At 60.6% G+C, this 20,631-nt stretch carries 17 protein-coding genes; 12 read left to right on the top strand and 5 right to left on the bottom strand.

The window, feature by feature from the left end:
* The first annotated feature begins 190 nt into the window (after positions 1 to 190).
* From dnaQ to KCG87_RS24625, 3 genes are all read left to right on the top strand, one after another.
* Entirely contained in the window at positions 191 to 949 is a 759-nt protein-coding gene (dnaQ, locus tag KCG87_RS24635; protein WP_139055851.1) for a DNA polymerase III subunit epsilon, read from the top strand.
* A 244-nt stretch (positions 950 to 1,193) separates the two neighbouring features.
* Entirely contained in the window at positions 1,194 to 3,449 is a 2,256-nt protein-coding gene (locus KCG87_RS24630) for an Orn/Lys/Arg decarboxylase N-terminal domain-containing protein (RefSeq protein ID WP_103369375.1), read from the top strand.
* Between the two features lie 14 nt (positions 3,450 to 3,463).
* Complete coding sequence (locus KCG87_RS24625) at positions 3,464 to 4,078, top strand: GNAT family N-acetyltransferase (RefSeq protein ID WP_096795963.1); 615 nt, start codon at positions 3,464 to 3,466, stop codon at positions 4,076 to 4,078.
* On the opposite strand, the gene KCG87_RS24620 is transcribed toward KCG87_RS24625, so the two are convergent.
* Positions 4,044 to 4,937, bottom strand: a complete 894-nt coding sequence (locus KCG87_RS24620; protein WP_210559039.1) for a LysR substrate-binding domain-containing protein — start codon at positions 4,935 to 4,937, stop codon at positions 4,044 to 4,046. The two genes, KCG87_RS24625 and KCG87_RS24620, sit on opposite strands and share 35 nt — an antisense overlap.
* A gap of 85 nt (positions 4,938 to 5,022) precedes the next feature.
* A complete protein-coding gene (locus KCG87_RS24615; RefSeq protein ID WP_007965845.1) occupies positions 5,023 to 5,253 on the bottom strand; it encodes a hypothetical protein in 231 nt (76 codons plus the stop codon).
* Between the two features lie 183 nt (positions 5,254 to 5,436).
* Between KCG87_RS24615 and KCG87_RS24610 the strand changes: the two genes are divergently transcribed.
* Both KCG87_RS24610 and KCG87_RS24605 read left to right on the top strand, forming a co-directional pair.
* Positions 5,437 to 5,994, top strand: coding sequence for an NAD(P)H-dependent oxidoreductase (locus tag KCG87_RS24610; protein WP_210559038.1), 558 nt, complete (start codon positions 5,437 to 5,439; stop codon positions 5,992 to 5,994).
* Positions 5,995 to 6,154: 160 nt separating this feature from the next.
* Positions 6,155 to 7,438, top strand: a complete 1,284-nt coding sequence (locus KCG87_RS24605; RefSeq protein WP_098968286.1) for an arsenic transporter — start codon at positions 6,155 to 6,157, stop codon at positions 7,436 to 7,438.
* A gap of 132 nt (positions 7,439 to 7,570) precedes the next feature.
* Here KCG87_RS24605 and KCG87_RS24600 read toward each other — a convergent pair whose 3' ends face one another.
* A complete protein-coding gene (locus KCG87_RS24600) occupies positions 7,571 to 8,521 on the bottom strand; it encodes a DUF1853 family protein (RefSeq protein ID WP_134786115.1) in 951 nt (316 codons plus the stop codon).
* A gap of 115 nt (positions 8,522 to 8,636) precedes the next feature.
* Here KCG87_RS24600 and KCG87_RS24595 point away from each other — a divergent pair, with 115 nt between their 5' ends.
* From KCG87_RS24595 to pepN, 6 genes are read left to right on the top strand one after another with little or no spacing between them, the layout of a single operon-like run.
* On the top strand, positions 8,637 to 9,527 hold the full coding sequence (locus tag KCG87_RS24595; RefSeq protein WP_003224174.1) for an NAD(+) kinase: 891 nt from the start codon (positions 8,637 to 8,639) through the stop codon (positions 9,525 to 9,527).
* On the top strand, positions 9,527 to 10,498 hold the full coding sequence (locus KCG87_RS24590; protein WP_027613139.1) for a metallophosphoesterase: 972 nt from the start codon (positions 9,527 to 9,529) through the stop codon (positions 10,496 to 10,498). The genes KCG87_RS24595 and KCG87_RS24590 overlap by 1 nt, the downstream gene beginning before the upstream one ends.
* Entirely contained in the window at positions 10,495 to 11,364 is an 870-nt protein-coding gene (locus KCG87_RS24585; protein ID WP_027613138.1) for a rhomboid family intramembrane serine protease, read from the top strand. The genes KCG87_RS24590 and KCG87_RS24585 overlap by 4 nt, the downstream gene beginning before the upstream one ends.
* Before the next feature lie 33 nt (positions 11,365 to 11,397).
* Positions 11,398 to 11,658 carry a DUF1315 family protein gene (locus KCG87_RS24580; RefSeq protein ID WP_003224178.1) on the top strand — a complete coding sequence of 87 codons (261 nt, stop codon included), beginning with the start codon at positions 11,398 to 11,400 and terminating at the stop codon, positions 11,656 to 11,658.
* Positions 11,655 to 12,485, top strand: a complete 831-nt coding sequence (locus KCG87_RS24575; protein ID WP_027613137.1) for a DUF2797 domain-containing protein — start codon at positions 11,655 to 11,657, stop codon at positions 12,483 to 12,485. Before KCG87_RS24580 ends, KCG87_RS24575 begins: the two co-directional genes overlap by 4 nt.
* 10 nt (positions 12,486 to 12,495) lie before the next feature.
* Positions 12,496 to 15,153, top strand: a complete 2,658-nt coding sequence (gene pepN / locus KCG87_RS24570) for an aminopeptidase N (RefSeq protein WP_210559037.1) — start codon at positions 12,496 to 12,498, stop codon at positions 15,151 to 15,153.
* 118 nt (positions 15,154 to 15,271) lie between these two features.
* Here pepN and katG read toward each other — a convergent pair whose 3' ends face one another.
* On the bottom strand, positions 15,272 to 17,542 hold the full coding sequence (gene katG, locus KCG87_RS24565; RefSeq protein WP_210559036.1) for a catalase/peroxidase HPI: 2,271 nt from the start codon (positions 17,540 to 17,542) through the stop codon (positions 15,272 to 15,274).
* Between the two features lie 360 nt (positions 17,543 to 17,902).
* Between katG and KCG87_RS24560 the strand changes: the two genes are divergently transcribed.
* Positions 17,903 to 18,334: a hypothetical protein gene (locus tag KCG87_RS24560; RefSeq protein WP_098968292.1), complete on the top strand. Its 432-nt coding sequence runs from the start codon at positions 17,903 to 17,905 to the stop codon at positions 18,332 to 18,334.
* 45 nt (positions 18,335 to 18,379) lie between these two features.
* Here the strand turns inward: KCG87_RS24560 and KCG87_RS24555 are convergent, their stop codons facing one another.
* Positions 18,380 to 20,611 (bottom strand): LTA synthase family protein, encoded by a 2,232-nt coding sequence (locus tag KCG87_RS24555; protein ID WP_210559035.1) that lies wholly within the window; start codon positions 20,609 to 20,611, stop codon positions 18,380 to 18,382.
* Positions 20,612 to 20,631: the final 20 nt, after the last annotated feature.

The following is a 20,631-nucleotide window of genomic DNA, read 5'->3' as shown; positions in this document are numbered from 1 at the left end:
CGTGGCCTTCGCGAGCAAGCCCGCTCCCACACTGGATCTCCTGTGTACATCAGCACTGTGTCCACCGCAGATCAATTGTGGGAGCGGGCTTGCTCGCGAATGAAGCGACTCGGTCTACCTGAAACACCTCTGCCGAGCGTGTTAACATCGCCGCTTTTGCACGATTGACCCCGTTGAGAATTGAACACTGATGGCCACCAGATCCGTTGTACTCGATACCGAAACCACCGGCATGCCGGTGACCGATGGTCACCGGATCATTGAAATCGGCTGTGTCGAACTGATCGGTCGGCGCCTGACGGGCCGGCATTTTCACGTCTACCTGCAACCGGATCGCGAGAGTGACGAAGGCGCGATCGGCGTTCACGGCATCACCAACGAATTCCTCGTCGGCAAACCGCGCTTCGCCGAAGTCGCCGACGAGTTCTTCGAGTTCATCAACGGCGCGCAGCTGATCATCCATAACGCGGCGTTCGACGTTGGCTTCATCAACAACGAATTTGCCTTGATGGGTCAGCACGATCGCGCTGACATCACCCAGCATTGCACCATCCTCGACACCCTGATGATGGCCCGGGAACGTCACCCGGGGCAGCGCAACAGCCTCGACGCCTTGTGCAAACGTTATGGCGTCGACAACTCTGGCCGTGAACTGCACGGCGCCTTGCTCGACTCGGAGATTCTCGCCGACGTCTACCTGACCATGACCGGTGGCCAGACCAGTCTGTCGCTGGCCGGCAACGCTTCCGACGGCAATGGCACGGGCGAGGGCGCGGACAACTCCGCCACCGAAATCCGTCGTCTGCCGGCGAGTCGTCAGCCTGCGCGGATCATTCGGGCGACGGAAGATGAACTGGCGGCGCATATGGCGCGGCTGGAGATCATTGCCAAGTCGGCGGGCGGGCCGGCGCTGTGGACGCAGATTGCCGAGGCTGATGCTCAAGCTTGACCCCCTCTGTGGCGAGGGAGCTTGCTCCCGCTTGGCTGCGAAGCAGTCATAAAACCTGAATGCACTATTGATGCTGAACGAATACTGGGGGCCGCTTCGCGCCCCAGCGGGAGCAAGCTCCCTCGCCACAAAAGCCGAGTCAGGCTGAATGAAGCCAACTGGCCACCCTCGCCACTTTCGCTGCAACCCTCTACCCTGAGTGCATTGGCAGACTTTGATCCGCCGCCTCGGGACACTGAGCCTCATGTACAAAGATTTGAAGTTTCCGGTGTTGATCGTCCACCGCGACATCAAGGCTGACACGGTCGCCGGTGACCGTATCCGTGGCATCGCCCGGGAGTTGGAGCAGGAAGGTTTCAATATCGTTTCGGCCATCGACTACACCGAAGGGCGGTTGGTGGCCTCCACCCATCATGGTCTGGCGTGCATGCTGATCGCTGCCGAAGACGCCAGCACCAACTCGCATCTACTCCAAAACATGGCTGAACTGATCGGTCTGGCGCGAGTGCGGGCGCCGGATCTGCCGATCTTCGCGCTGGGCGAACAGGTCACTCTGGAAAACGCCCCCGCCGATGCCATGGCCGAGCTCAATCAACTGCGCGGCATTCTCTACCTGTTCGAAGACACTGTGCCGTTTCTGGCGCGGCAAGTGGCGCGGGCGGCGCGCAAGTATCTGGACGGTCTGCTGCCGCCGTTTTTCAAGGCGCTGGTGCAGCACACCGCCGACTCCAACTATTCCTGGCACACCCCCGGGCATGGCGGTGGCGTGGCTTATCACAAGAGTCCGGTGGGGCAGGCGTTTCACCAGTTCTTTGGCGAAAATACCCTGCGTTCGGACTTGTCGGTATCGGTGCCGGAACTCGGTTCGCTGCTCGATCACACCGGCCCGCTGGCTGAGGCCGAAGAGCGTGCGGCGCGCAACTTCGGCGCCGATCACACGTTTTTCGTGATCAATGGCACCTCGACCGCCAACAAGATCGTCTGGCACTCGATGGTCGGTCGGGATGATCTGGTGCTGGTCGATCGCAACTGCCACAAGTCGGTGCTGCACGCGATCATCATGACCGGCGCGATCCCGCTGTACCTGTGCCCGGAGCGCAATGAGCTGGGGATCATCGGCCCGATTCCGCTGAGCGAATTCAGCCGCGAGTCGATCCAGGCCAAGATCGACGCCAGCCCGCTGACCAAAGGCCGGGCGCCGAAAGTCAAACTGGCGGTGGTGACCAACTCGACCTACGACGGCCTGTGCTACAACGCCGAGCTGATCAAGCAGAGCCTGGGCAATAGCGTTGAAGTGCTGCATTTCGATGAGGCGTGGTACGCCTACGCAGCGTTTCACGAGTTCTTCGCCGGGCGTTATGGCATGGCCACCTCGCGCACAGAAGACAGCCCGCTGGTGTTCACCACTCACTCCACGCACAAGCTGCTCGCCGCGTTCAGCCAGGCCTCGATGATTCATGTGCAGGACGGCGGAGCGCGGCAACTGGACCGTGACCGTTTCAACGAAGCGTTCATGATGCACATCTCGACTTCGCCGCAGTACAGCATCATCGCTTCGCTGGATGTGGCCTCGGCCATGATGGAAGGCCCGGCCGGGCGTTCGCTGTTGCAGGAAACCTTCGATGAAGCGCTGAGTTTTCGCCGGGCGCTGGCCAATCTGCGCCAGCACATTGCGGCGGATGACTGGTGGTTTTCGATCTGGCAGCCGCCGGGCGTCGAAGGCATCGACCGGGTGCAGACTGAAGACTGGCTGCTGCAGCCGGACGCCGACTGGCACGGCTTCGGCGAAGTCAGTGACGACTATGTGCTGCTCGACCCGATCAAAGTGACCCTGGTCATGCCCGGGTTGAATGCCGGTGGCGCGCTGAGCGAGAAGGGCATCCCAGCGGCGGTGGTCAGCAAGTTCCTCTGGGAGCGCGGGCTGGTGGTGGAGAAGACCGGGCTGTATTCGTTCCTGGTGCTGTTCTCGATGGGCATCACCAAGGGCAAGTGGAGCACGCTGCTCACCGAGTTGCTGGAGTTCAAGCGCAGTTACGACGCCAACATCAGTCTCGCGACCTGCCTGCCGTGCGTCGCGCAGCAAGACACCGCGCGCTATCGCGGCATGGGCCTGCGTGACCTGTGCGATCAACTGCACGCCTGTTACCGCAGCAATGCCACGGCCAAACATCTGAAACGCATGTACACGGTGCTGCCGGAAATCGCCATGAAGCCGGCCCATGCCTATGATCATCTGGTGCGCGGCGAAGTCGAGGCGGTGCCGATCGATGAGCTGGAAGGACGGATCGCGGCGGTGATGCTGGTGCCGTATCCACCGGGAATTCCATTGATCATGCCCGGCGAGCGCTTTACCGAGGCAACCCGCTCGATCATTGACTACCTGAAGTTTGCCCGCACGTTCGATAGCAGCTTCCCCGGTTTTGTCGCTGATGTGCATGGACTGCAACATGAAGACGAGGGCAATGGACGGCAGTACACCGTCGATTGCGTCAAGGAATGAGGACTTTTCCGAGTATGCAACCGGTCATGAATCCGAAATACCCAGGGCTGTCGGTGCGCGTCGCCGACGATGGTTTCGCGGCGTACATCTGGGGCAGCGACTTCAGTTTCGAGGTCGCCGCGTACGGTGCCGCCGTCATTGGCCAACCGGTCGAGCGCTGGGCGGTGACGCCGATCGTGCCGTATCGCAAGTGCTACGGCATTGATCCTGAAGAGTTCAGCAGCTATCGCGATGCCGCCGACAGCGCGATTTTCATGGCGTATCTCGATGATGAGCCGGTCGGTCATCTGGTGATCAGCACCAACTGGAATGGCTTCGCCCATATCGATGAGCTGGCGGTACACGCACCGGCGCGCCGGCATGGTGTGGCCAAGGCGCTGCTGGATGTCGCGCAGTTCTGGAGTCGCAAGAAAAAACTGCCGGGGATCATGCTCGAGACGCAGAACAACAACCTCGGCGCCTGTCGTTTGTATGAGCGTTGTGGCTACGAGATTGGTGGTATCGACCATCTACGTTATCGCGGGATTGATCCGAACACCGCGGAAATTGCGTTGTTCTGGTACCGGCTGTTCGATAACCCGCTGGAACACCCGCTCAGCTCGCCAGCATCGCCTCGGCTTGTTCCGTGATGATCGTCAGCAGGGTCTGAATCGCTGTCGGCGTGGCGCTGTGTCGGTAGGTCAGGGCATACAGGCTGATCGGCACCGCCGGTGACAACGGGCAGACATCCAGTCCGCTCGTCCGCGCGCCGAGGGCGGTGAATGGGTCGACGATGGCCAGGCCTTCGCCGGCCTCGACCATGCTGCGCATCATCTGATGGGTTTGTACTCGGGTCTGGATGCTCGGCGCCGGGCGTAGGGCCTGGAGTTTGTTCTCCAGCGCCGGGCTCAATGGGTCGTGGCCTTCGAGGCCAACCATTGCCTGGCCAGCCAGATCCTGCAGGGAAATGTATTTCTGCTTCGGTTGCAGCCAGCCGTGGGGCGCGAGCAGTTGCAGCTTGCCGTGGGCCAGCGGTTGCGCGTGGATGTCGGGGTGTTCCGGATCGTGCAGGCTCAGGCCCAGATCGCTTTCGCGCAGCAGCAGGCTGCGGACGATGTCGCAGGTCGGAGAGCTGAGCAAGCGGCAAGGAGCGTCGGGCAAGCGTCGGCGCAGCAGCGCGATACTTTGCGGCAACAGCTGTTGCGCCAGCGGCGGGGTGCCGATGATGCGCAGGGGCGGGGCGAGGTATTGCTTGAGGCTGCTGGCCAGACGCTGCACCGGCTCCAGCGCCTGATAGACGTGAGCGATTTCCACCTGCAACGCCCGCGCTTCAGGCGTCGATTGCAGCCGGCCGCGTACGCTGGCGAACAGCATGAACCCCAGCTCGCTCTCGGCTTCGCGCAAACGCTCTTCGACCTCGGTCACCGGGAGCTGCAGCCATTCGGCGGCGGTGCCCAGGTGACCGGTCTGCAAGAGCGCCTGAATCACTTCGATATGACGTAAACGCATGCGTGAAGTCCATGTTCAGCAGGTGGGGTCAGTGGCTGAATCCTACCCCAAGTCTGCGCATATGACTTCTGCTCATAACGGCCAGTTATGACGCGACGGTTGTCTCAGGCTCACGGGTCAGGGTAATACCTGACTGAACCAGGAGAAACTCGGTGTCACTGACTTTGTTGACGCGATCGCCAATGGCCAGTTTGTAAATCGGCTCCGAGCCAGTGGAACCGTCTGCCGACGGGGTGGATTCCTGGAACTCATGCACGGAATAAACGCGGCCTTCCGCATCTCTTGCATGGAACTGACCGACGAGTACTGCTGCCATCTGCTTAGAACCTCTGGAGATAAAACGCTTGATTTGCGGCTTGGTAGACCGTCATCAAGCCCTGTAAGTTTTCCTACAGGAAAAAAATAATCAGCGCGCAGGAATTTCCCTTGCTCGCTGGTGAAACTGTCATCGAATCATCTATAACTACTGGCTCTTCCCACCGACAGTCGAGAGTCTTCCATGAGCAATGTCTACAACGTCGCTGTAGTCGTCGGCAGCCTGCGCAAAGCATCGATCAACCGCAAAGTCGCGCTGGCGCTGGTCGAGCTGGCACCGGCGAACCTCAAACTGAAGATTGTCGAGATTGGCGACCTGCCACTCTATAACGAAGACATCGACGGCGATTCACCGCCGGCAGCCTACAGCACTTTCCGCCAGGAAGTCGGTTCTTCCGACGCGGTGCTGTTCGTCACCCCGGAATATAACCGCTCGGTGCCGGCGCCTCTGAAGAATGCGATTGACGTGGGTTCACGGCCGTATGGCAAAGCCGTCTGGAGCGGCAAACCGGGTGCGGTGATCAGCGTGTCGCCGGGGGCGATTGGCGGTTTTGGCGCCAACCAGCATTTGCGCCAGTCCTTCGTGTTTCTCGATGTGCCGTGCATGCAGCAGCCGGAAGCGTATCTGGGTGGCGCGGGTTCGGCGTTTGACGAGGCGGGCAAGTTGAGCGAGTCGGTGAAACCGTTCCTGCAGAATTTCATCAATGCGTATGGGAAATTTGTGGAACAACACAAAAAATAATCTGGTCAGAGCTGCGATAAAACAGAGATCCTGTGGGAGCGGGCTTGCTCGCGAAAGCGGTGTGTCAGACACAAAGTTGTCATCTGACACACCGCTTTCGCGAGCAAGCCCGTTCCCACGTTTGGATCTCCACTCATTGAATAATTGAAGGCTGTCGCGAATGCTCGCTGCGTCACTGATCTTCCTGCTGACCATCACCCTTGTCATCTGGCAACCCAAAGGCCTCGGGGTCGGCTGGAGCGCGACGCTCGGTGCCGTGCTGGCGCTGATCTTCGGCGTCGTGCACCTGAGCGATATTCCGCTGGTGTGGCAGATCATCTGGAACGCCACCGGCACCTTCGTTGCGCTGATCATCATCAGCCTGTTGCTCGACGAAGCGGGGTTCTTCGCCTGGGCTGCGCTGCATGTAGCACGCTGGGGGCGGGGCAGTGGGCGCAAGCTGTTTGCCTTCATGGTGCTGCTCGGCGCGCTGGTGTCGGCGTTGTTCGCCAATGACGGCGCGGCGCTGATCCTCACGCCGATCGTGATTTCGATGCTGCTGGCGCTGCGCTTTTCCCCGGCGGCGACCTTGGCGTTCGTCATGGGCGCCGGCTTCATCGCCGACACCGCGAGCCTGCCGCTGGTGGTGTCGAACCTGGTCAACATCGTTTCGGCGGACTTCTTTCACATCGGCTTCAACCGCTATGCGGCGGTGATGGTGCCGGTCAACTTCGTCAGCGTGGCCGCGACGCTGGGCGTGCTGATGTGGTTTTTCCGTCGCGACATCCCCAAGGCTTACGATCCCGAACAGCTCGAACAGCCGCACACGGCGATCCACGATAAGGCCACGTTCTATGCCGGTTGGGTAGTGCTGGTGATTCTGTTGATCGGCTGCTTCTTCCTCGAACAGCTGGGCATCCCGATCAGCGCGATCTCGGCGGTCTGCGCGGCGCTGCTGCTGGGGATCGCCGCCCGTGGCCACAAGATTTCCACGCGCAAGGTGCTCAAAGAGGCGCCGTGGCAGATCGTGATTTTCTCCCTCGGCATGTATCTGGTGGTGTATGGCCTGCGCAATGCCGGGCTGACCGGGTATCTCGCTGGCTGGCTGGATGTGTTCGCCGGGTACGGCGTATGGGGCGCGGCGCTGGGCACCGGGGTGCTGACGGCGTTGTTGTCATCGATCATGAACAACTTGCCGACAGTGCTGATCGGCTTGTTGTCGATCGATGCCAGTCAGGCCAGCGGTGTGATCAAGGAAGCGATGATCTACGCCAACGTGATCGGCAGCGACTTGGGGCCGAAAATCACCCCGATCGGCAGCCTGGCGACCTTGCTCTGGCTGCATGTGCTGGCGCGCAAGGATATCCGGATTGGTTGGGGCTATTACTTCAAGGTCGGGATTGTGCTGACGGTGCCGGTGTTGTTGATTACCTTGGCGGCTTTGGCGTTGCGGTTATCCATCTAGAACGCGTTGGCCCCTTCGCGAGCAAGCCCGCTCCCACATTTTGAGCAGCATTCCAAATGTAGAAATTGGAATGCCATCCCCTTGTGGGAGCGGGCTTGCTCGCGAAAGGGCCGGTCCAGGCACTGCAGAAACTCAGGCCTGCCCCGGCACATTCGGCCAAAGATCCGCCACCAGAAACAACCGCTCCGCCTCTTCCCATTCGCCCTGCGCATTCTCGGTCAGGCGTACCAGCAGTTGCGCCGGGGCCATCGGTTCCAGGTCGTCCAGCCACATCTGCAGATGTTCAGCGCTCCAGGTCTGATCCGCCGGGTAGTGTGCCGGCGCGAGCCACGCATGGCGGGGCAGGGGTTGCCAGCGCCCGGCCGGACGTTGAGCGACGAACGCCGGCCAATCCTTCTGATGCAGCCAACTGCCACGCAGGTGCTGCGGATGCGCGCCTTTCGGTGGTTCGGCCTGACCGGGCCACGGGTACAGCAGATAACCGCCCAGCCACAACTGCGCACTGAACACCTCGATATCCAGCTTCGCCAGCACCTCACGGCTTTCCGGGCGCGCCGAGATCGGCAGTTGGTGTTCGGCCAGATGCGCCAGTTTGCGGTCCAGTCGATCATGACAACCCGGCCCCAGCCACTGCGCCGGGTCGTGGCCGTCGCCTTCCTGTGGGCCGAGGTAGAGCTTGATCGCCAGTTCCAGGTGATGCACGCCGTCGCGGTCGCGCAGCAGCATGTCGAGTTCACCGAGGGTGTGGCCTTCGCGGCGGATCGGCAGGTTGGCGGCAATCAGTTCGATGCCCGGCGCATGCTCCACGGCAAACTGCCACAACCGTTCGTAATAAAGGCCCAGCCGCCGGGTACGCGCCTGCGACAGCCAGTGCAGCAAACCATAACTGTCACGATCAAGTTGCCGCAGCCAGTGCTCCAGGCGCTGCGGATCACTGACCCAGTCGCTGCCGGCCAGCGGATGGCGCTGCGGCCACGGCGTTGCGGCCAACATCGGCGGCGCGAGAATCACCCACGCCAGATCACGCACTTCGGGATGGCGTAATTGGTGTGGCAACTGAAGCAGGTCGGGAAACAGGATCATCTTGCGAGCATAGCCTTAAACACGCGCGCACCCTTGAGGCTGAAAGGATTTTGTCTATCGCGGGCTTTCGCCCATAATCGTGTTTTTCGCGTTTTCGATTGTCCGCAGAGGTCCCATGGAGCAATTTCGTAATATCGGCATCATCGGTCGCCTGGGCAGTTCCCAGGTGCTGGATACCGTCCGCCGACTGAAACGCTTTCTGCTCGATCGTCACCTGCACGTGATTCTCGAAGACACCATCGCCGAAGTCCTGCCGGGCCACGGTCTGCAGACCTCGTCACGCAAGATGCTCGGCGAAGTCTGCGACATGGTCATCGTCGTCGGCGGTGACGGCAGCCTGCTCGGTGCCGCTCGCGCGTTGGCCAAGCACAATATTCCGGTGCTGGGGATCAACCGTGGCAGCCTCGGTTTCCTCACCGACATTCGTCCCGATGAGCTGGAAGTCGAAGTGGCCAAGGTGCTCGACGGCCATTATCTGGTGGAAAACCGCTTCCTGCTGCAAGCCGAAGTGCGCCGGCATGCAGAGGCCATTGGCCAGGGTGATGCGCTGAACGACGTGGTGCTGCACCCGGGCAAATCGACGCGGATGATCGAGTTCGAGCTGTACATCGACGGCCAGTTCGTCTGCAGCCAGAAGGCCGACGGCCTGATCGTCGCTACGCCGACCGGTTCCACCGCGTACGCGTTGTCCGCTGGCGGGCCGATCATGCATCCCAAGCTCGATGCCATTGTGATCGTGCCGATGTACCCCCATATGTTGTCGAGCCGGCCAATTGTGGTCGATGGCAACAGTGAGCTGAAAATCGTCGTGTCGAAAAACATGCAGATTTACCCGCAAGTCTCCTGCGACGGGCAGAACCACTTCACCTGCGCGCCGGGCGACACCATCACCGTGAGCAAGAAAGCCCAGAAGCTGCGGCTGATTCATCCGCTCGACCACAACTACTACGAAGTCTGCCGGACCAAGCTCGGCTGGGGCAGCAAGTTGGGTGGTGGAGGCGACTGATGCTCGATCCCGCGCGCAGTTATGACTTGATTGGTGACGTGCACGGATGCGCCCTGACCCTCGAACACTTGCTTGATCGTCTCGGTTATCACAAGCAGGGCGGGGTCTGGCGGCATCCATCGCGCATGGCCGTGTTCGTCGGCGACATCATCGACCGTGGCCCGCGAATCCGCGAGGCACTGCACATCGTCCACGACATGGTCGAGGCCGGGCAGGCGCTGTGCATCATGGGCAACCACGAATTCAACGCACTGGGCTGGAGCACGCCGGCGCTGCCGGGCAGCGGCAAGCAGTTCGTCCGTGAGCACACGCCGCGCCATGCGCGCCTGCTGCACGAAACCCTGACCCAGTTCGAAGACCATCCGGGCGACTGGCATGACTTTCTCAACTGGTTCTACGAACTGCCGCTGGTGGTTGATGCCGGACGCTTCCGTGTGGTGCACGCCTGTTGGGATGCCAGCCTGATCGAACCGTTACGCGGGCTGTTTCCCGATGCGCGCATCGACGAGCATTTTCTCCAGGCCTCGGCCGTGCCCGGCAGTTTCGCCTGCACCGTGTTCGACCGCTTGTTGCGCGGCACCGACATGCGCCTGCCGGATGGCTTGACCATGACCAGCGGCGACGGTCTGGTGCGCTCGTTCTTCCGCACCAAATTCTGGGAAGACGACCCGAAAACCTACGGCGACATCGTCTTCCAGCCGGATGCATTGCCGGAGCCGGTGGCGCAGAAGCCGCTGACCTCCAGCGAAAAAAACAATCTGCTGCGCTACGGCATTGACGAGCCGTTGCTGTTCGTCGGCCACTACTGGCGCAGCGGCAAACCGGCGCCGATCCGCCCGAACCTCGCTTGTCTCGATTACAGCGCGGTGCTCTACGGCAAACTGGTGGCCTATCGTCTGGATCAGGAAACACGTCTGGATCCGCATAAATTTGTCTGGGTCGATGTCGAGCGGCCGGAGGTGCTGCAATGAGTGCGGTAGCGGTATTGCGTCTGCCGTTGGCGGTGGATCTGAGCGGTTTCGTCAAGCTGCTGCAACGGATGCAGGTGCCGCATCGAGTCAGCGAAGAGGCGGGCGAGCAGGTGCTGTGGGCACCTTCGGAAATCAGCGAGGACGTGCGTTCGCTGTACGAGCGCTTCCCGGCCGGCGACCCCGATCAGCAACTGGACATCCCGCTGGCGCCGACCTTCAAGCGTCCGAGCTTCGCCGAGCAACTCAAACACGCCAAGGCCACCGGGTTGATCCTGCTGCTGAGCCTGCTGGTCGGTGGCCTGACCTATCTGGGTGACAACCTCGACACCATTCGCTGGCTGACCTTCCTCGACTTCCGCGTGGTCGGCGAGTACATCCAGTTCACGCCGCTGGCCGACAGCCTGGCGGCGGGGCAGTGGTGGCGCCTGTTCACGCCGATGCTGCTGCACTTCGGCATCCTGCACCTGGCCATGAACGGCATGTGGTACTGGGAGCTGGGGCGGCGCATCGAGTCACGTCAGGGCAGCATCAACCTGCTCGGACTGACCCTGCTGTTCAGCCTGGTGTCGAACTACGCGCAGTTTGCCTGGAGCGGCCCGAGCCTGTTTGGCGGCTTGTCCGGCGTGCTCTACGGTTTGCTCGGCCATTGCTGGATTTTCCAGTTGCTGGCGCCGAACCCGGCGTATCGCCTGCCGCGTGGCGTGCTGGTGATGATGCTGGTGTGGCTGGTGATTTGCATGTCCGGACTGGTCTCGATGATCGGTTTCGGCCAGATCGCCAACGCCGCGCACGTCAGCGGGTTACTCATCGGATGCTTCACCGGTTTGTTGGGCGGTTTGTATAACCGCCGTAAACTGGCCGCCTGAAATTTTAAGTGAATAAAGAGCACGGAGACCCTGATGTCCTCTTTTAACGACATGATCAAAAACATCACCCCGGACATCTACGAGAGCCTGAAACTGGCCGTGGAAATCGGCAAGTGGTCCGACGGTGGCAAACTCACCGCCGAACAGCGCGAGCTGTCGCTGCAGGCGATGATCGCCTGGGAAATCCAGAACCTGCCTGAAGACCAGCGCACCGGTTACATGGGCCCGCAGGAGTGTGCGTCGAAGTCGATCGAAGTGCCGAATATCCTGTTCAAGTCGGATGCCATCCATTGATCGAGATTGGCCGCGGTGCAATCAGCAAAATGTCGGCGCGCCTGGACGGGCCGAATGTGCAATACGCGTTTCGTCTGGATGACGTCGAGGTGCCGGTCAACCCCATGATCGGCACCACGGTGCGTCTGGAGTACCTGGGGGCGATTCATTGCACCCATTGCGGGCGCAAGACCAAAACCAGTTTCAGTCAGGGTTACTGCTACCCGTGTATGACCAAACTGGCGCAGTGCGATCTGTGCATCATGAGCCCGGAGCGTTGTCACTTCGAGGCCGGTACCTGCCGGGAGCCAGAGTGGGGTCAGAAGTTCTGCATGACTGATCATGTGGTGTATCTGGCCAACTCGTCGGGGATCAAGGTCGGTATCACCCGCGCCACGCAGTTGCCGACCCGCTGGCTCGATCAGGGCGCGAGTCAGGCGCTGCCGATCATGCGCGTATCGACGCGCCAGCAGTCGGGCTTCGTCGAAGACCTGTTCCGCAGCCAGGTGGCCGACAAGACCAACTGGCGCGCCTTGCTCAAGGGCGATGCGGCGGCGGTGGACCTGGCCCAAGTGCGCGACCAGTTGTTTGAAAGCTGCGCCGAGGGCTTGCAAGGCCTGCAACAGCGATTCGGCCTACAAGCAATTCAGACGATTGCCGATGTAGAACCTCTCGAAATCCGCTATCCGGTCGAGCAATACCCGGCCAAAATCGTCAGCTTCAACCTGGACAAGAACCCGATTGCCGAAGGCACGCTGCTGGGAATCAAGGGTCAGTACCTGATTTTTGACACCGGCGTGATCAACATTCGTAAATACACGGCCTATCAGCTCGCCGTGCATCAATAAGGATTCCAGCATGCGCACCGAACAACCGAAGATGATTTACCTGAAGGACTATCAGGCGCCCGAGTACCTGATCGACGAGACGCACCTGACCTTCGAGCTGTTCGAGGACCACAGCCTGGTCCACGCGCAACTGGTGATGCGCCGCAACCCGGAGCGTGGCCCGGGCCTGCCGCCGCTGGTGCTCGACGGCCAGCAGCTGGAGCTGCTGTCGGTAACACTGGCCGACCAGGAACTCAGCGCCGGCGATTATCAGCTGAGCGAAAACACCCTGACCCTGCAGCCGGCCAGCGCCAGCTTCACGGTCGACACCAGCGTCAGGATCCACCCGGAAACCAACACCGCGCTGGAAGGCCTGTACAAGTCCGGCACGATGTTCTGTACCCAGTGCGAAGCCGAAGGCTTCCGCAAGATCACCTATTACCTCGACCGCCCGGACGTGATGAGCAAGTTCACCACCACGGTGGTCGCCGAGCAGCACAGCTATCCGGTGCTGCTGTCCAACGGCAACCCGATTGCCTCCGGCCCGGGCGAAGACGGCCGACACTGGGCGACCTGGGAAGACCCGTTCATGAAACCGGCGTACCTGTTCGCGCTGGTGGCCGGTGATTTGTGGTGTGTCGAAGACACCTTCACCACCATGACCAATCGCAATGTTGCACTGCGCATTTACGTCGAGCCGGAAAACATCGACAAGTGCCAGCACGCGATGAACAGCCTGAAGAAGTCGATGCGCTGGGACGAAGAGGTCTACGGTCGCGAGTACGATCTGGACATCTTCATGATCGTTGCCGTCAACGACTTCAACATGGGCGCGATGGAGAACAAGGGCCTCAACATCTTCAACTCCAGCGCCGTGCTGGCCCGCGCCGAAACCGCCACCGACGCCGCGCACCAGCGGGTCGAGGCGATCGTCGCCCACGAATACTTCCACAACTGGTCGGGCAACCGCGTGACCTGCCGCGACTGGTTTCAGCTGTCGCTCAAGGAAGGCTTCACCGTGTTCCGCGACGCCGGTTTCTCCTCGGACATGAACTCGGCCACGGTCAAGCGCATCCAGGACGTGGCGTACCTGCGTACCCACCAGTTCGCCGAAGATGCCGGCCCGATGGCCCACGCGGTGCGCCCGGACAGCTTCATCGAGATTTCCAACTTCTACACCCTGACCGTGTACGAGAAAGGCTCGGAAGTGGTCGGCATGATTCACACCCTGCTGGGCGCCGAAGGCTTCCGCAAGGGCAGTGACCTGTACTTCGAACGCCATGATGGCCAGGCCGTGACCTGCGACGACTTCGTCAAGGCCATGGAAGATGCCAACGGTGTCGACCTGACCCAGTTCAAACGCTGGTACAGCCAGGCCGGGACGCCGCGTCTGGCGGTCAGCGAGTCCTACGACGCTGCGGCGAAAACCTACAGCCTGACCTTCCGCCAGAGCTGCCCGGAAACCCCGGACAAAGTGGAAAAACTGCCGTTCGTGATCCCGGTCGAACTCGGTCTGCTCGACAGCAAAGGCAACGAGATTGCCCTGCGTCTGGCCGGTGAAGCGTCGGCGCAAGGCACCACCCGCGTGATCTCGGTGACCGAGGCTGAGCAGACCTTCACCTTCGCCGACATCGCTGAACAGCCGCTGCCGTCGTTGCTGCGTGGTTTCTCGGCACCGGTGAAACTGAGCTTCCCGTACAACCGTGACCAGTTGATGTTCCTGATGCAGCACGACAGCGACGGCTTCAACCGCTGGGATGCCGGTCAGCAACTGTCGGTGCAGGTCCTGCAGGAGCTGATCGCCCAGCAGCAGAAGGGCGAGAGCCTGGTGCTCGATCCGCGTCTGATCTCGGCGCTGAAAACCGTGCTGTCCGATGAGTCGCTGGATCAGGCCATGGTCGCCGAAATGCTTTCGCTGCCGAGCGAAGCGTATCTGACCGAAATCAGCGAAGTGGCGGATGTCGAGGCGATCCACACCGCTCGCGAGTTTGCCCGCAAGCAACTGGCGGACAACCTGTTCGAAGCGCTGTGGCTGCGTTATCAGGCCAACCGCGATTTGTCGAAGCAGACACCATACGTGGCCGAGGCTGAGCACTTTGCCCGTCGCGCGCTGCAGAACATTGCGCTGTCGTACCTGATGCTCAGCGGCAAGCCCGAAGTGCTGGCCGCTACGCAGGAACAGTTCGAAAACAGCGACAACATGACCGAGCGCCTCACCGCGTTGGCGGTGCTGGTCAACTCGCCGTTCGAAGAACAGAAGGCCAAAGCGCTGGCGACTTTCGCCGAGCACTTCAAGGACAATCCGCTGGTCATGGATCAGTGGTTCAGCGTGCAGGCCGGCAGCACGTTGCCTGGCGGTCTGGCGCGGGTGAAGGCGTTGATGCAGCACCCGGCTTTCAACATCAAGAACCCGAACAAGGTGCGTGCGCTGGTCGGTGCGTTTGCCGGGCAGAATCTGATCAACTTCCACGCTGCCGACGGTTCGGGCTACCGCTTCCTCGCGGATCTGGTGATCGAGCTGAACGGCTTCAACCCGCAGATTGCTTCGCGGCAACTGGCGCCACTGACTCGCTGGCGTAAATACGACAGCGCCCGTCAGGCGTTGATGAAGGCTGAGCTGGAGCGGATTCTGGCTTCCGGTCAGCTGTCCAGCGACGTATATGAAGTGGTGAGCAAAAGCCTGGCGTAACGCATAACGAAATGTGGGAGCGGGCTTGCTCGCGAAAGCGGTGTGTCAGACACGGAGATGTCGACTGGTATACCGCATTCGCGAGCAAGCCCGCTCCCACAGGTTTTTGCGTTTTCTGTTATTTCAGGTCGAATCGATCCAGCTCCATCACCTTGGCCCACGCCGCCACGAAGTCTTTGACGAACTGTTCCTTCGCGTCAGAGCTCGCATACACCTCGGCCAGCGCACGCAGTATTGCGTTGGAACCAAACACCAGATCAACCCGCGTTGCCGTCCACTTCACGCTACCGGTTTTACGGTCGCGTCCTTCGAACTCGTCCGCCGCTGCCGACGTCGGCTTCCACTCCACACCCATGTCCAGCAGGTGGGTGAAGAAGTCGTTGCTCAGGGTTTCCGTGCGCGAGGTGAACACGCCATGCCGGCTCTGCCCGACATTCGCCCCCAATACCCGCAGACCACCGACCAGTACGGTCATTTCCGGAGCGGAGAGGGTGAGCAATTGCGCCTTGTCGATCAGCAGCGCCTCGGCCGACACGGTGTATTTGCCCTTGCTGTAGTTGCGGAAACCATCGGCAATCGGTTCGAGGAAACCAAACGACTCGACGTCGGTTTGCTCCTGAGTCGCGTCGGTGCGTCCTGGATTGAACGGCACAGAAACCGAGTGCCCGGCGTTTTTCGCCGCTTGCTCGACCCCGGCGTTACCCGCCAGCACGATCAGATCCGCCAGCGAGACTTTCTTGCCGGATGATCCGGCGTTGAACTCGTTCTGAATGCCCTCCAGGGTCTTCAGCACTTTGTCCAGTTGCTCCGGCTGGTTGGCCTGCCAGAATTTCTGCGGGGCCAGACGCAGACGTCCGCCGTTGGCGCCCCCCCGTTTGTCCGAACCACGGAATGTCGATGCCGCGGCCCAGGCGGTGGACACCAGTTGCGACACCGACAGGCCGGAAGCCAGCACTTTGCTTTTCAGCGCTGCCGCATCGTTGCTGTCGATCAGTGGGTGAGTGGCATCGGGAATCGGGTCTTGCCACAGCAGTTCTTCGTTCGGCAGTTCCGGGCCGAGGTAGCGCGACAGCGGACCCATGTCGCGGTGGATCAGTTTGTACCAGGCGCGGGCGAAGGCGTCGGCCAATTGATCAGGATTGGCCAGGAAACGGCGGGCGATCGGCTCGTAGATCGGGTCGAAACGCAGCGCCAGGTCGGAAGTGAGCATGGTCGGCGAGAGCTTTTTGCTCGGATCGTGCGCATGGGGAACAGTGCCAGCCCCGGCGCCGTTTTTTGGTTTCCACTGATGCGCACCGGCCGGGCTTTTGAACAGTTCCCACTCGAAACCGAACAGGTTTTCCAGGTAGTTGTTGCTCCACTGAGTCGGGGTCGTGGTCCAGGTGACTTCGAGGCCGCTGGTGATGGTGTCGGCGCCTTTGCCGGTGCCGAATGCGTTGCGCCAGCCGAGGCCTTGTTCTTCCAGCCCGGCCGCTTCCGGCTCAGGCCCGACATTATCGGCCGGGCCGGCGCCGTGGGTCTTGCCGAAGGCGTGACCGCCAGCGATCAGGGCCACGGTTTCTTCGTCGTTCATGGCCATGCGGCCGAAGGTTTCGCGGATATCGCGACCGGAGGCGACCGGGTCGGGATTGCCTTCAGGGCCTTCCGGGTTGACGTAGATCAGGCCCATCTGCACGGCGGCCAATGGATTTTCCAGATTACGTTCGCCCTGATCGGTGCGGCTTTGCTCTTTGCCGTGCAAGTCCGGTTCGGCCACCAGCGTACCGTCACCCGGTTCCTGCATGGCCGACTTGTCTTTGCCGTAGCGACTGTCGCCGCCAAGCCATTCGCGTTCCGAACCCCAATACACGTCTTCGTCCGGTTCCCAGACATCGGGACGTCCACCAGAGAAGCCGAAGGTCTTGAAGCCCATCGACTCCAGCGCGACGTTGCCGGTGAGCACGATCAGGTCGGCCCAGGAAATATTGCGGCCGTATTTCTGTTTGATCGGCCACAGCAGTCGCCGGGCCTTGTCGAGGCTGACGTTGTCCGGCCAGCTGTTGAGCGGAGCGAAACGCTGTTGCCCGGAACCGGCGCCACCACGGCCATCGGCGGTGCGATAGGTGCCGGCGCTGTGCCAGGCCATGCGGATGAACAGCGGGCCGTAGTGGCCGAAGTCGGCCGGCCACCAGTCCTGGGAGTCGGTCATCAGCGCACGCAGGTCTTGTTTCAGGGCCTGGAAGTCCAGGCTTTTGAAGGCTTTGGCGTAGTCGAAGTCCTTGCCCAGCGGATCGGACTTGGGCGAGTGCTGGCTGAGGATCTTCAGGTTCAGTTGATTCGGCCACCAGTCACGGTTCGTCGTACCACCACCGGCGGCGTGGTTGAACGGGCATTTCGATTCGTTTGCCATGTTCGAGTCCTTATCAGGTCTTGTGCGGCCGGCTCATGCCGACTTCGGACTAGTAAGGCTAGACCCGACTTGGGCAGTCAGCTAATAGGCCGACTATTGGAGCGTGATAGGCGCAGTCTTTCGAGACCCTGGTAACGCGGGTCTATTCCATAGCTGGCTGATACTTTGCCGAAAACTGGTTTGATAACGCCGTTAATGATTTTAAATATTGAACTTTTTATTTCGAATTGGGCTAGCGGCCTGTCAGATATGACAGTAGCGCTCGAAGTAATGGCGCATTAGCTTTGTCAGCGGAAGCAACGGTCTCAAGATTTTTTGAGAGCCAATCATCACTATAAAACTATTTTGGAATGCATTCGGATGAACAAATCAATTAATACAAAAGAGCAACTTGATGCGTTGCTGCAGGAGATTGGTCGCGGCTCTAATGGTGAGTTCAGTGCATCTATTGGTGGAAGAAATTTCTTGTCGGCGACGAAGGAGAATGCGACTTTTTATATAGCAGCAAATGACTTCATGATTATTGGAGCTGATGACAACAATCGAGGGCATGTAGCTTTCTGCGTTCCAAAGAGCCTGGTTGGTGACGGACCTCATGAGGTGACGTGCTACACAGGTGACTTGAGTTGGACCGCGGCTGACAATGACAATTATCAACTTATTAAATCAGGACGGGCAAAACTGACGTTCTTGAAAAAGGAACATGCGCGAGTCGGCGTTACAGGAAAGATCTATTTTGATTTTCCTGATGGAGGGGAAATAGAGGGGGATTTTAATATCAAGCTTGTTTAGCAAACGTAAAGGGACGGATCCAGCCAATCCGTCCCTTCCCTGATTTCAACTCGATTGCACAGTCTCATCATCGGGCAACGCATCCAGCGGATCTTCCTGCCCCGGCAATTCAGTAATCACACTGAAATCCGTGACCTCGACCGCACCCAATCCATAACCCAGCAAATGAAACGAGAAAGCCTTGCGTTGCTGCGGGTTGTCGAAGCTGAAATCCATCTCCAGCGGCTGATCGGCTGTGGCGACCATCTCGGTCGGCAGGCCCAGTTGCACGTCCTGTTCGAACTCCTTGGCCTTGAGCTGAATGTACGCCGCCTGCTGCGGGTCCACCGAGCGCACGGTCAGGCGCACACGAGTGTGCGAGCCCTTGGGCATTTCCAGGTATTGCGCACCGATCAGGTTATCGGCCCAGTCATCCTTGATCTGCGCCTGTAGCGGGATGACGTTGTTGCTGCCGAACTGGTAACGCTGATTGAGCGGGGTGCGCAGCAGTGACAGGTCCAGCGCCATGGCCCGCGCGGCTATCTGTCGGGCCTGCTGGCTGCTTTCGGTACCCTTGAAGGTGGCGCGCTCGGCAATGAAACCGGCGCTTTCGTAGTAGCGACAACGGCGCGGCATGTCGCACTCGGAAAAGATTCCCTGGCCGTTGTGGTAGCGCAGTTTACCGTTGGTGTAGGACATGATTTCGCGTCCGCTGTCGTAATCGCGAAACAGCGAACGGCCGCTCAGCGCCGACGGCACCGGCAGATCGAAATAGTCGAGGATCGACGCACTCAGATCGACATGCCCATACACCCCGGCATTCAGTCGCGGCAGTTGCTCGTGTTCCGGCGCCAGCGTCAGGTTGAAGCCCCAGGACGACGCCAGACGCACGCCATCGATGCCGTGGGATTCGTCCGAAGTAATCACCACCAGCGTGTCCTTGAGCACGCCCTGGCGTTCGAGGCCGCTGAGGAACTGCTCCAGCGCATCGTCCAGATAACCGACGGCGGCCTGTTTCGGCGTCTCGTAGCGCGCCAGATAGTCTTCCGGTGCGGAGTAGGGCTGGTGGGTGCCGACAGTCAGCAGGGTGAGCATCCACGGTTGCTTCTGCTTCTTCAGTTGGCCGACGTAATCCAGCGCACCTTCGAAGAACGCCTTGTCATCCTTGCCCCACGGAAACTCCAGATAATTGGCGTTAGTGAACCATTCCAGACCATGGGTCGCATCGAAACCGATGTGCGGCATGATCTTGTCTTTGGCCATGAAACGCAGACCGGCGCCTTGCAGGTAATGAGTGCTGAAGCCGTTCTGCCGCAGTTGCGCCGGCAGGCAGGCCTGATTGCGCTCCTGCTGAGTGAGCATCTCCACGCCTTTGGGCGTGCCGTTGTTGAGCTTGTCGTAATCGCCACAGAGCATGGCGTACAGGCCGCGAATGGTCTGGTGCGTATGCAGCACGTAATCCGGGGTGTTCATGCCGCGCTCGGCCCAGCGGCTGAGATGGGGCATCAGGTCTTCCTGATAATGACTGCCGATGGCCTCGCGATTGGCGCGGATGTACGCGCCGGGGATGCCTTCCAGGGCGATGATCAGCACATTGCGCGCCTGACCCGGTGCGGCCAGCAGCTTGTGGCCATTGAGATCCAGATCGGTCAACCCGGCCATCTGTGGCGCGGGCTCTTCGACGTCACCGTCCAGCCATTCCTCGGCCTGCAACTGCAGCTCGGCGACTTGCGAGGCGAGCAACTGATGCGGCAGGTTGTACAGGCGCCACGGATCTTCCTCGCTTGGCCACTGGTTTTGCACGCCCCAGTGCGCGGCGAATAGCAGCGCCGGTGCGGCCCACACGGCACGGGGCAGGGCAGCAGCGGGCTGCGCGCGATTGGCGAAACGCGTCAGCAACCAGAGCAGCAGCGCCAGCAACAGGGCCGCGCCCAGCGCCGGATGGGCAAAGCCGCCACCGGTGGAGTTCTCCACGAACTGCGGGTCAATCAGGTAATGCAGGTCGGATGGGGTCGGCAACCGGCCGACAGCGCTGACCAACTCCGCCGTCGCCACCGCCAGCAACCCCCAGAACAGCAGCAACGGCAACGCCAGCCACCACGCGCGGCGATGCAGCAACAGCACCAGCAAACTGCCACTCGCCAGGTCGGACAAATAGCCCAGCGACGACGACCAGCCCAACGCCGCGCGCAGGCACACCGGTACGATCAGCACCAGCAGAATCAGGGAAAACAGGCGGGCATGCGGCTGCCGTAACCAACGCAATAAAACGCTCACAAACAAAGACCTTCCAGCCATCAAACCGTCATAAAAGTGTG

The organism is Pseudomonas sp. MWU347 (assembly GCF_017947305.1).
Classification (GTDB): domain Bacteria; phylum Pseudomonadota; class Gammaproteobacteria; order Pseudomonadales; family Pseudomonadaceae; genus Aquipseudomonas; species Aquipseudomonas putida_A.
Note: the sequence above shows the minus strand (reverse complement) of the source record. Positions and strands in the feature narration are given on the sequence as shown.

Bases quoted from the DNA above. Each gene is read 5' to 3' on its own strand.
- dnaQ (WP_139055851.1), top strand. From the start codon at position 191: ATGGCCACCAGATCCGTTGTACTCGATACCGAAACCACCGGCATGCCG.
- KCG87_RS24630 (WP_103369375.1), top strand. From the start codon at position 1,194: ATGTACAAAGATTTGAAGTTTCCGGTGTTGATCGTCCACCGCGACATC.
- KCG87_RS24625 (WP_096795963.1), top strand. From the start codon at position 3,464: ATGCAACCGGTCATGAATCCGAAATACCCAGGGCTGTCGGTGCGCGTC.
- KCG87_RS24620 (WP_210559039.1), bottom strand. From the start codon at position 4,937: ATGCGTTTACGTCATATCGAAGTGATTCAGGCGCTCTTGCAGACCGGT.
- KCG87_RS24615 (WP_007965845.1), bottom strand. From the start codon at position 5,253: ATGGCAGCAGTACTCGTCGGTCAGTTCCATGCAAGAGATGCGGAAGGC.
- KCG87_RS24610 (WP_210559038.1), top strand. From the start codon at position 5,437: ATGAGCAATGTCTACAACGTCGCTGTAGTCGTCGGCAGCCTGCGCAAA.
- KCG87_RS24605 (WP_098968286.1), top strand. From the start codon at position 6,155: ATGCTCGCTGCGTCACTGATCTTCCTGCTGACCATCACCCTTGTCATC.
- KCG87_RS24600 (WP_134786115.1), bottom strand. From the start codon at position 8,521: ATGATCCTGTTTCCCGACCTGCTTCAGTTGCCACACCAATTACGCCAT.
- KCG87_RS24595 (WP_003224174.1), top strand. From the start codon at position 8,637: ATGGAGCAATTTCGTAATATCGGCATCATCGGTCGCCTGGGCAGTTCC.
- KCG87_RS24590 (WP_027613139.1), top strand. From the start codon at position 9,527: ATGCTCGATCCCGCGCGCAGTTATGACTTGATTGGTGACGTGCACGGA.
- KCG87_RS24585 (WP_027613138.1), top strand. From the start codon at position 10,495: ATGAGTGCGGTAGCGGTATTGCGTCTGCCGTTGGCGGTGGATCTGAGC.
- KCG87_RS24580 (WP_003224178.1), top strand. From the start codon at position 11,398: ATGTCCTCTTTTAACGACATGATCAAAAACATCACCCCGGACATCTAC.
- pepN (WP_210559037.1), top strand. From the start codon at position 12,496: ATGCGCACCGAACAACCGAAGATGATTTACCTGAAGGACTATCAGGCG.
- katG (WP_210559036.1), bottom strand. From the start codon at position 17,542: ATGGCAAACGAATCGAAATGCCCGTTCAACCACGCCGCCGGTGGTGGT.
- KCG87_RS24560 (WP_098968292.1), top strand. From the start codon at position 17,903: ATGAACAAATCAATTAATACAAAAGAGCAACTTGATGCGTTGCTGCAG.
- KCG87_RS24555 (WP_210559035.1), bottom strand. From the start codon at position 20,611: ATGGCTGGAAGGTCTTTGTTTGTGAGCGTTTTATTGCGTTGGTTACGG.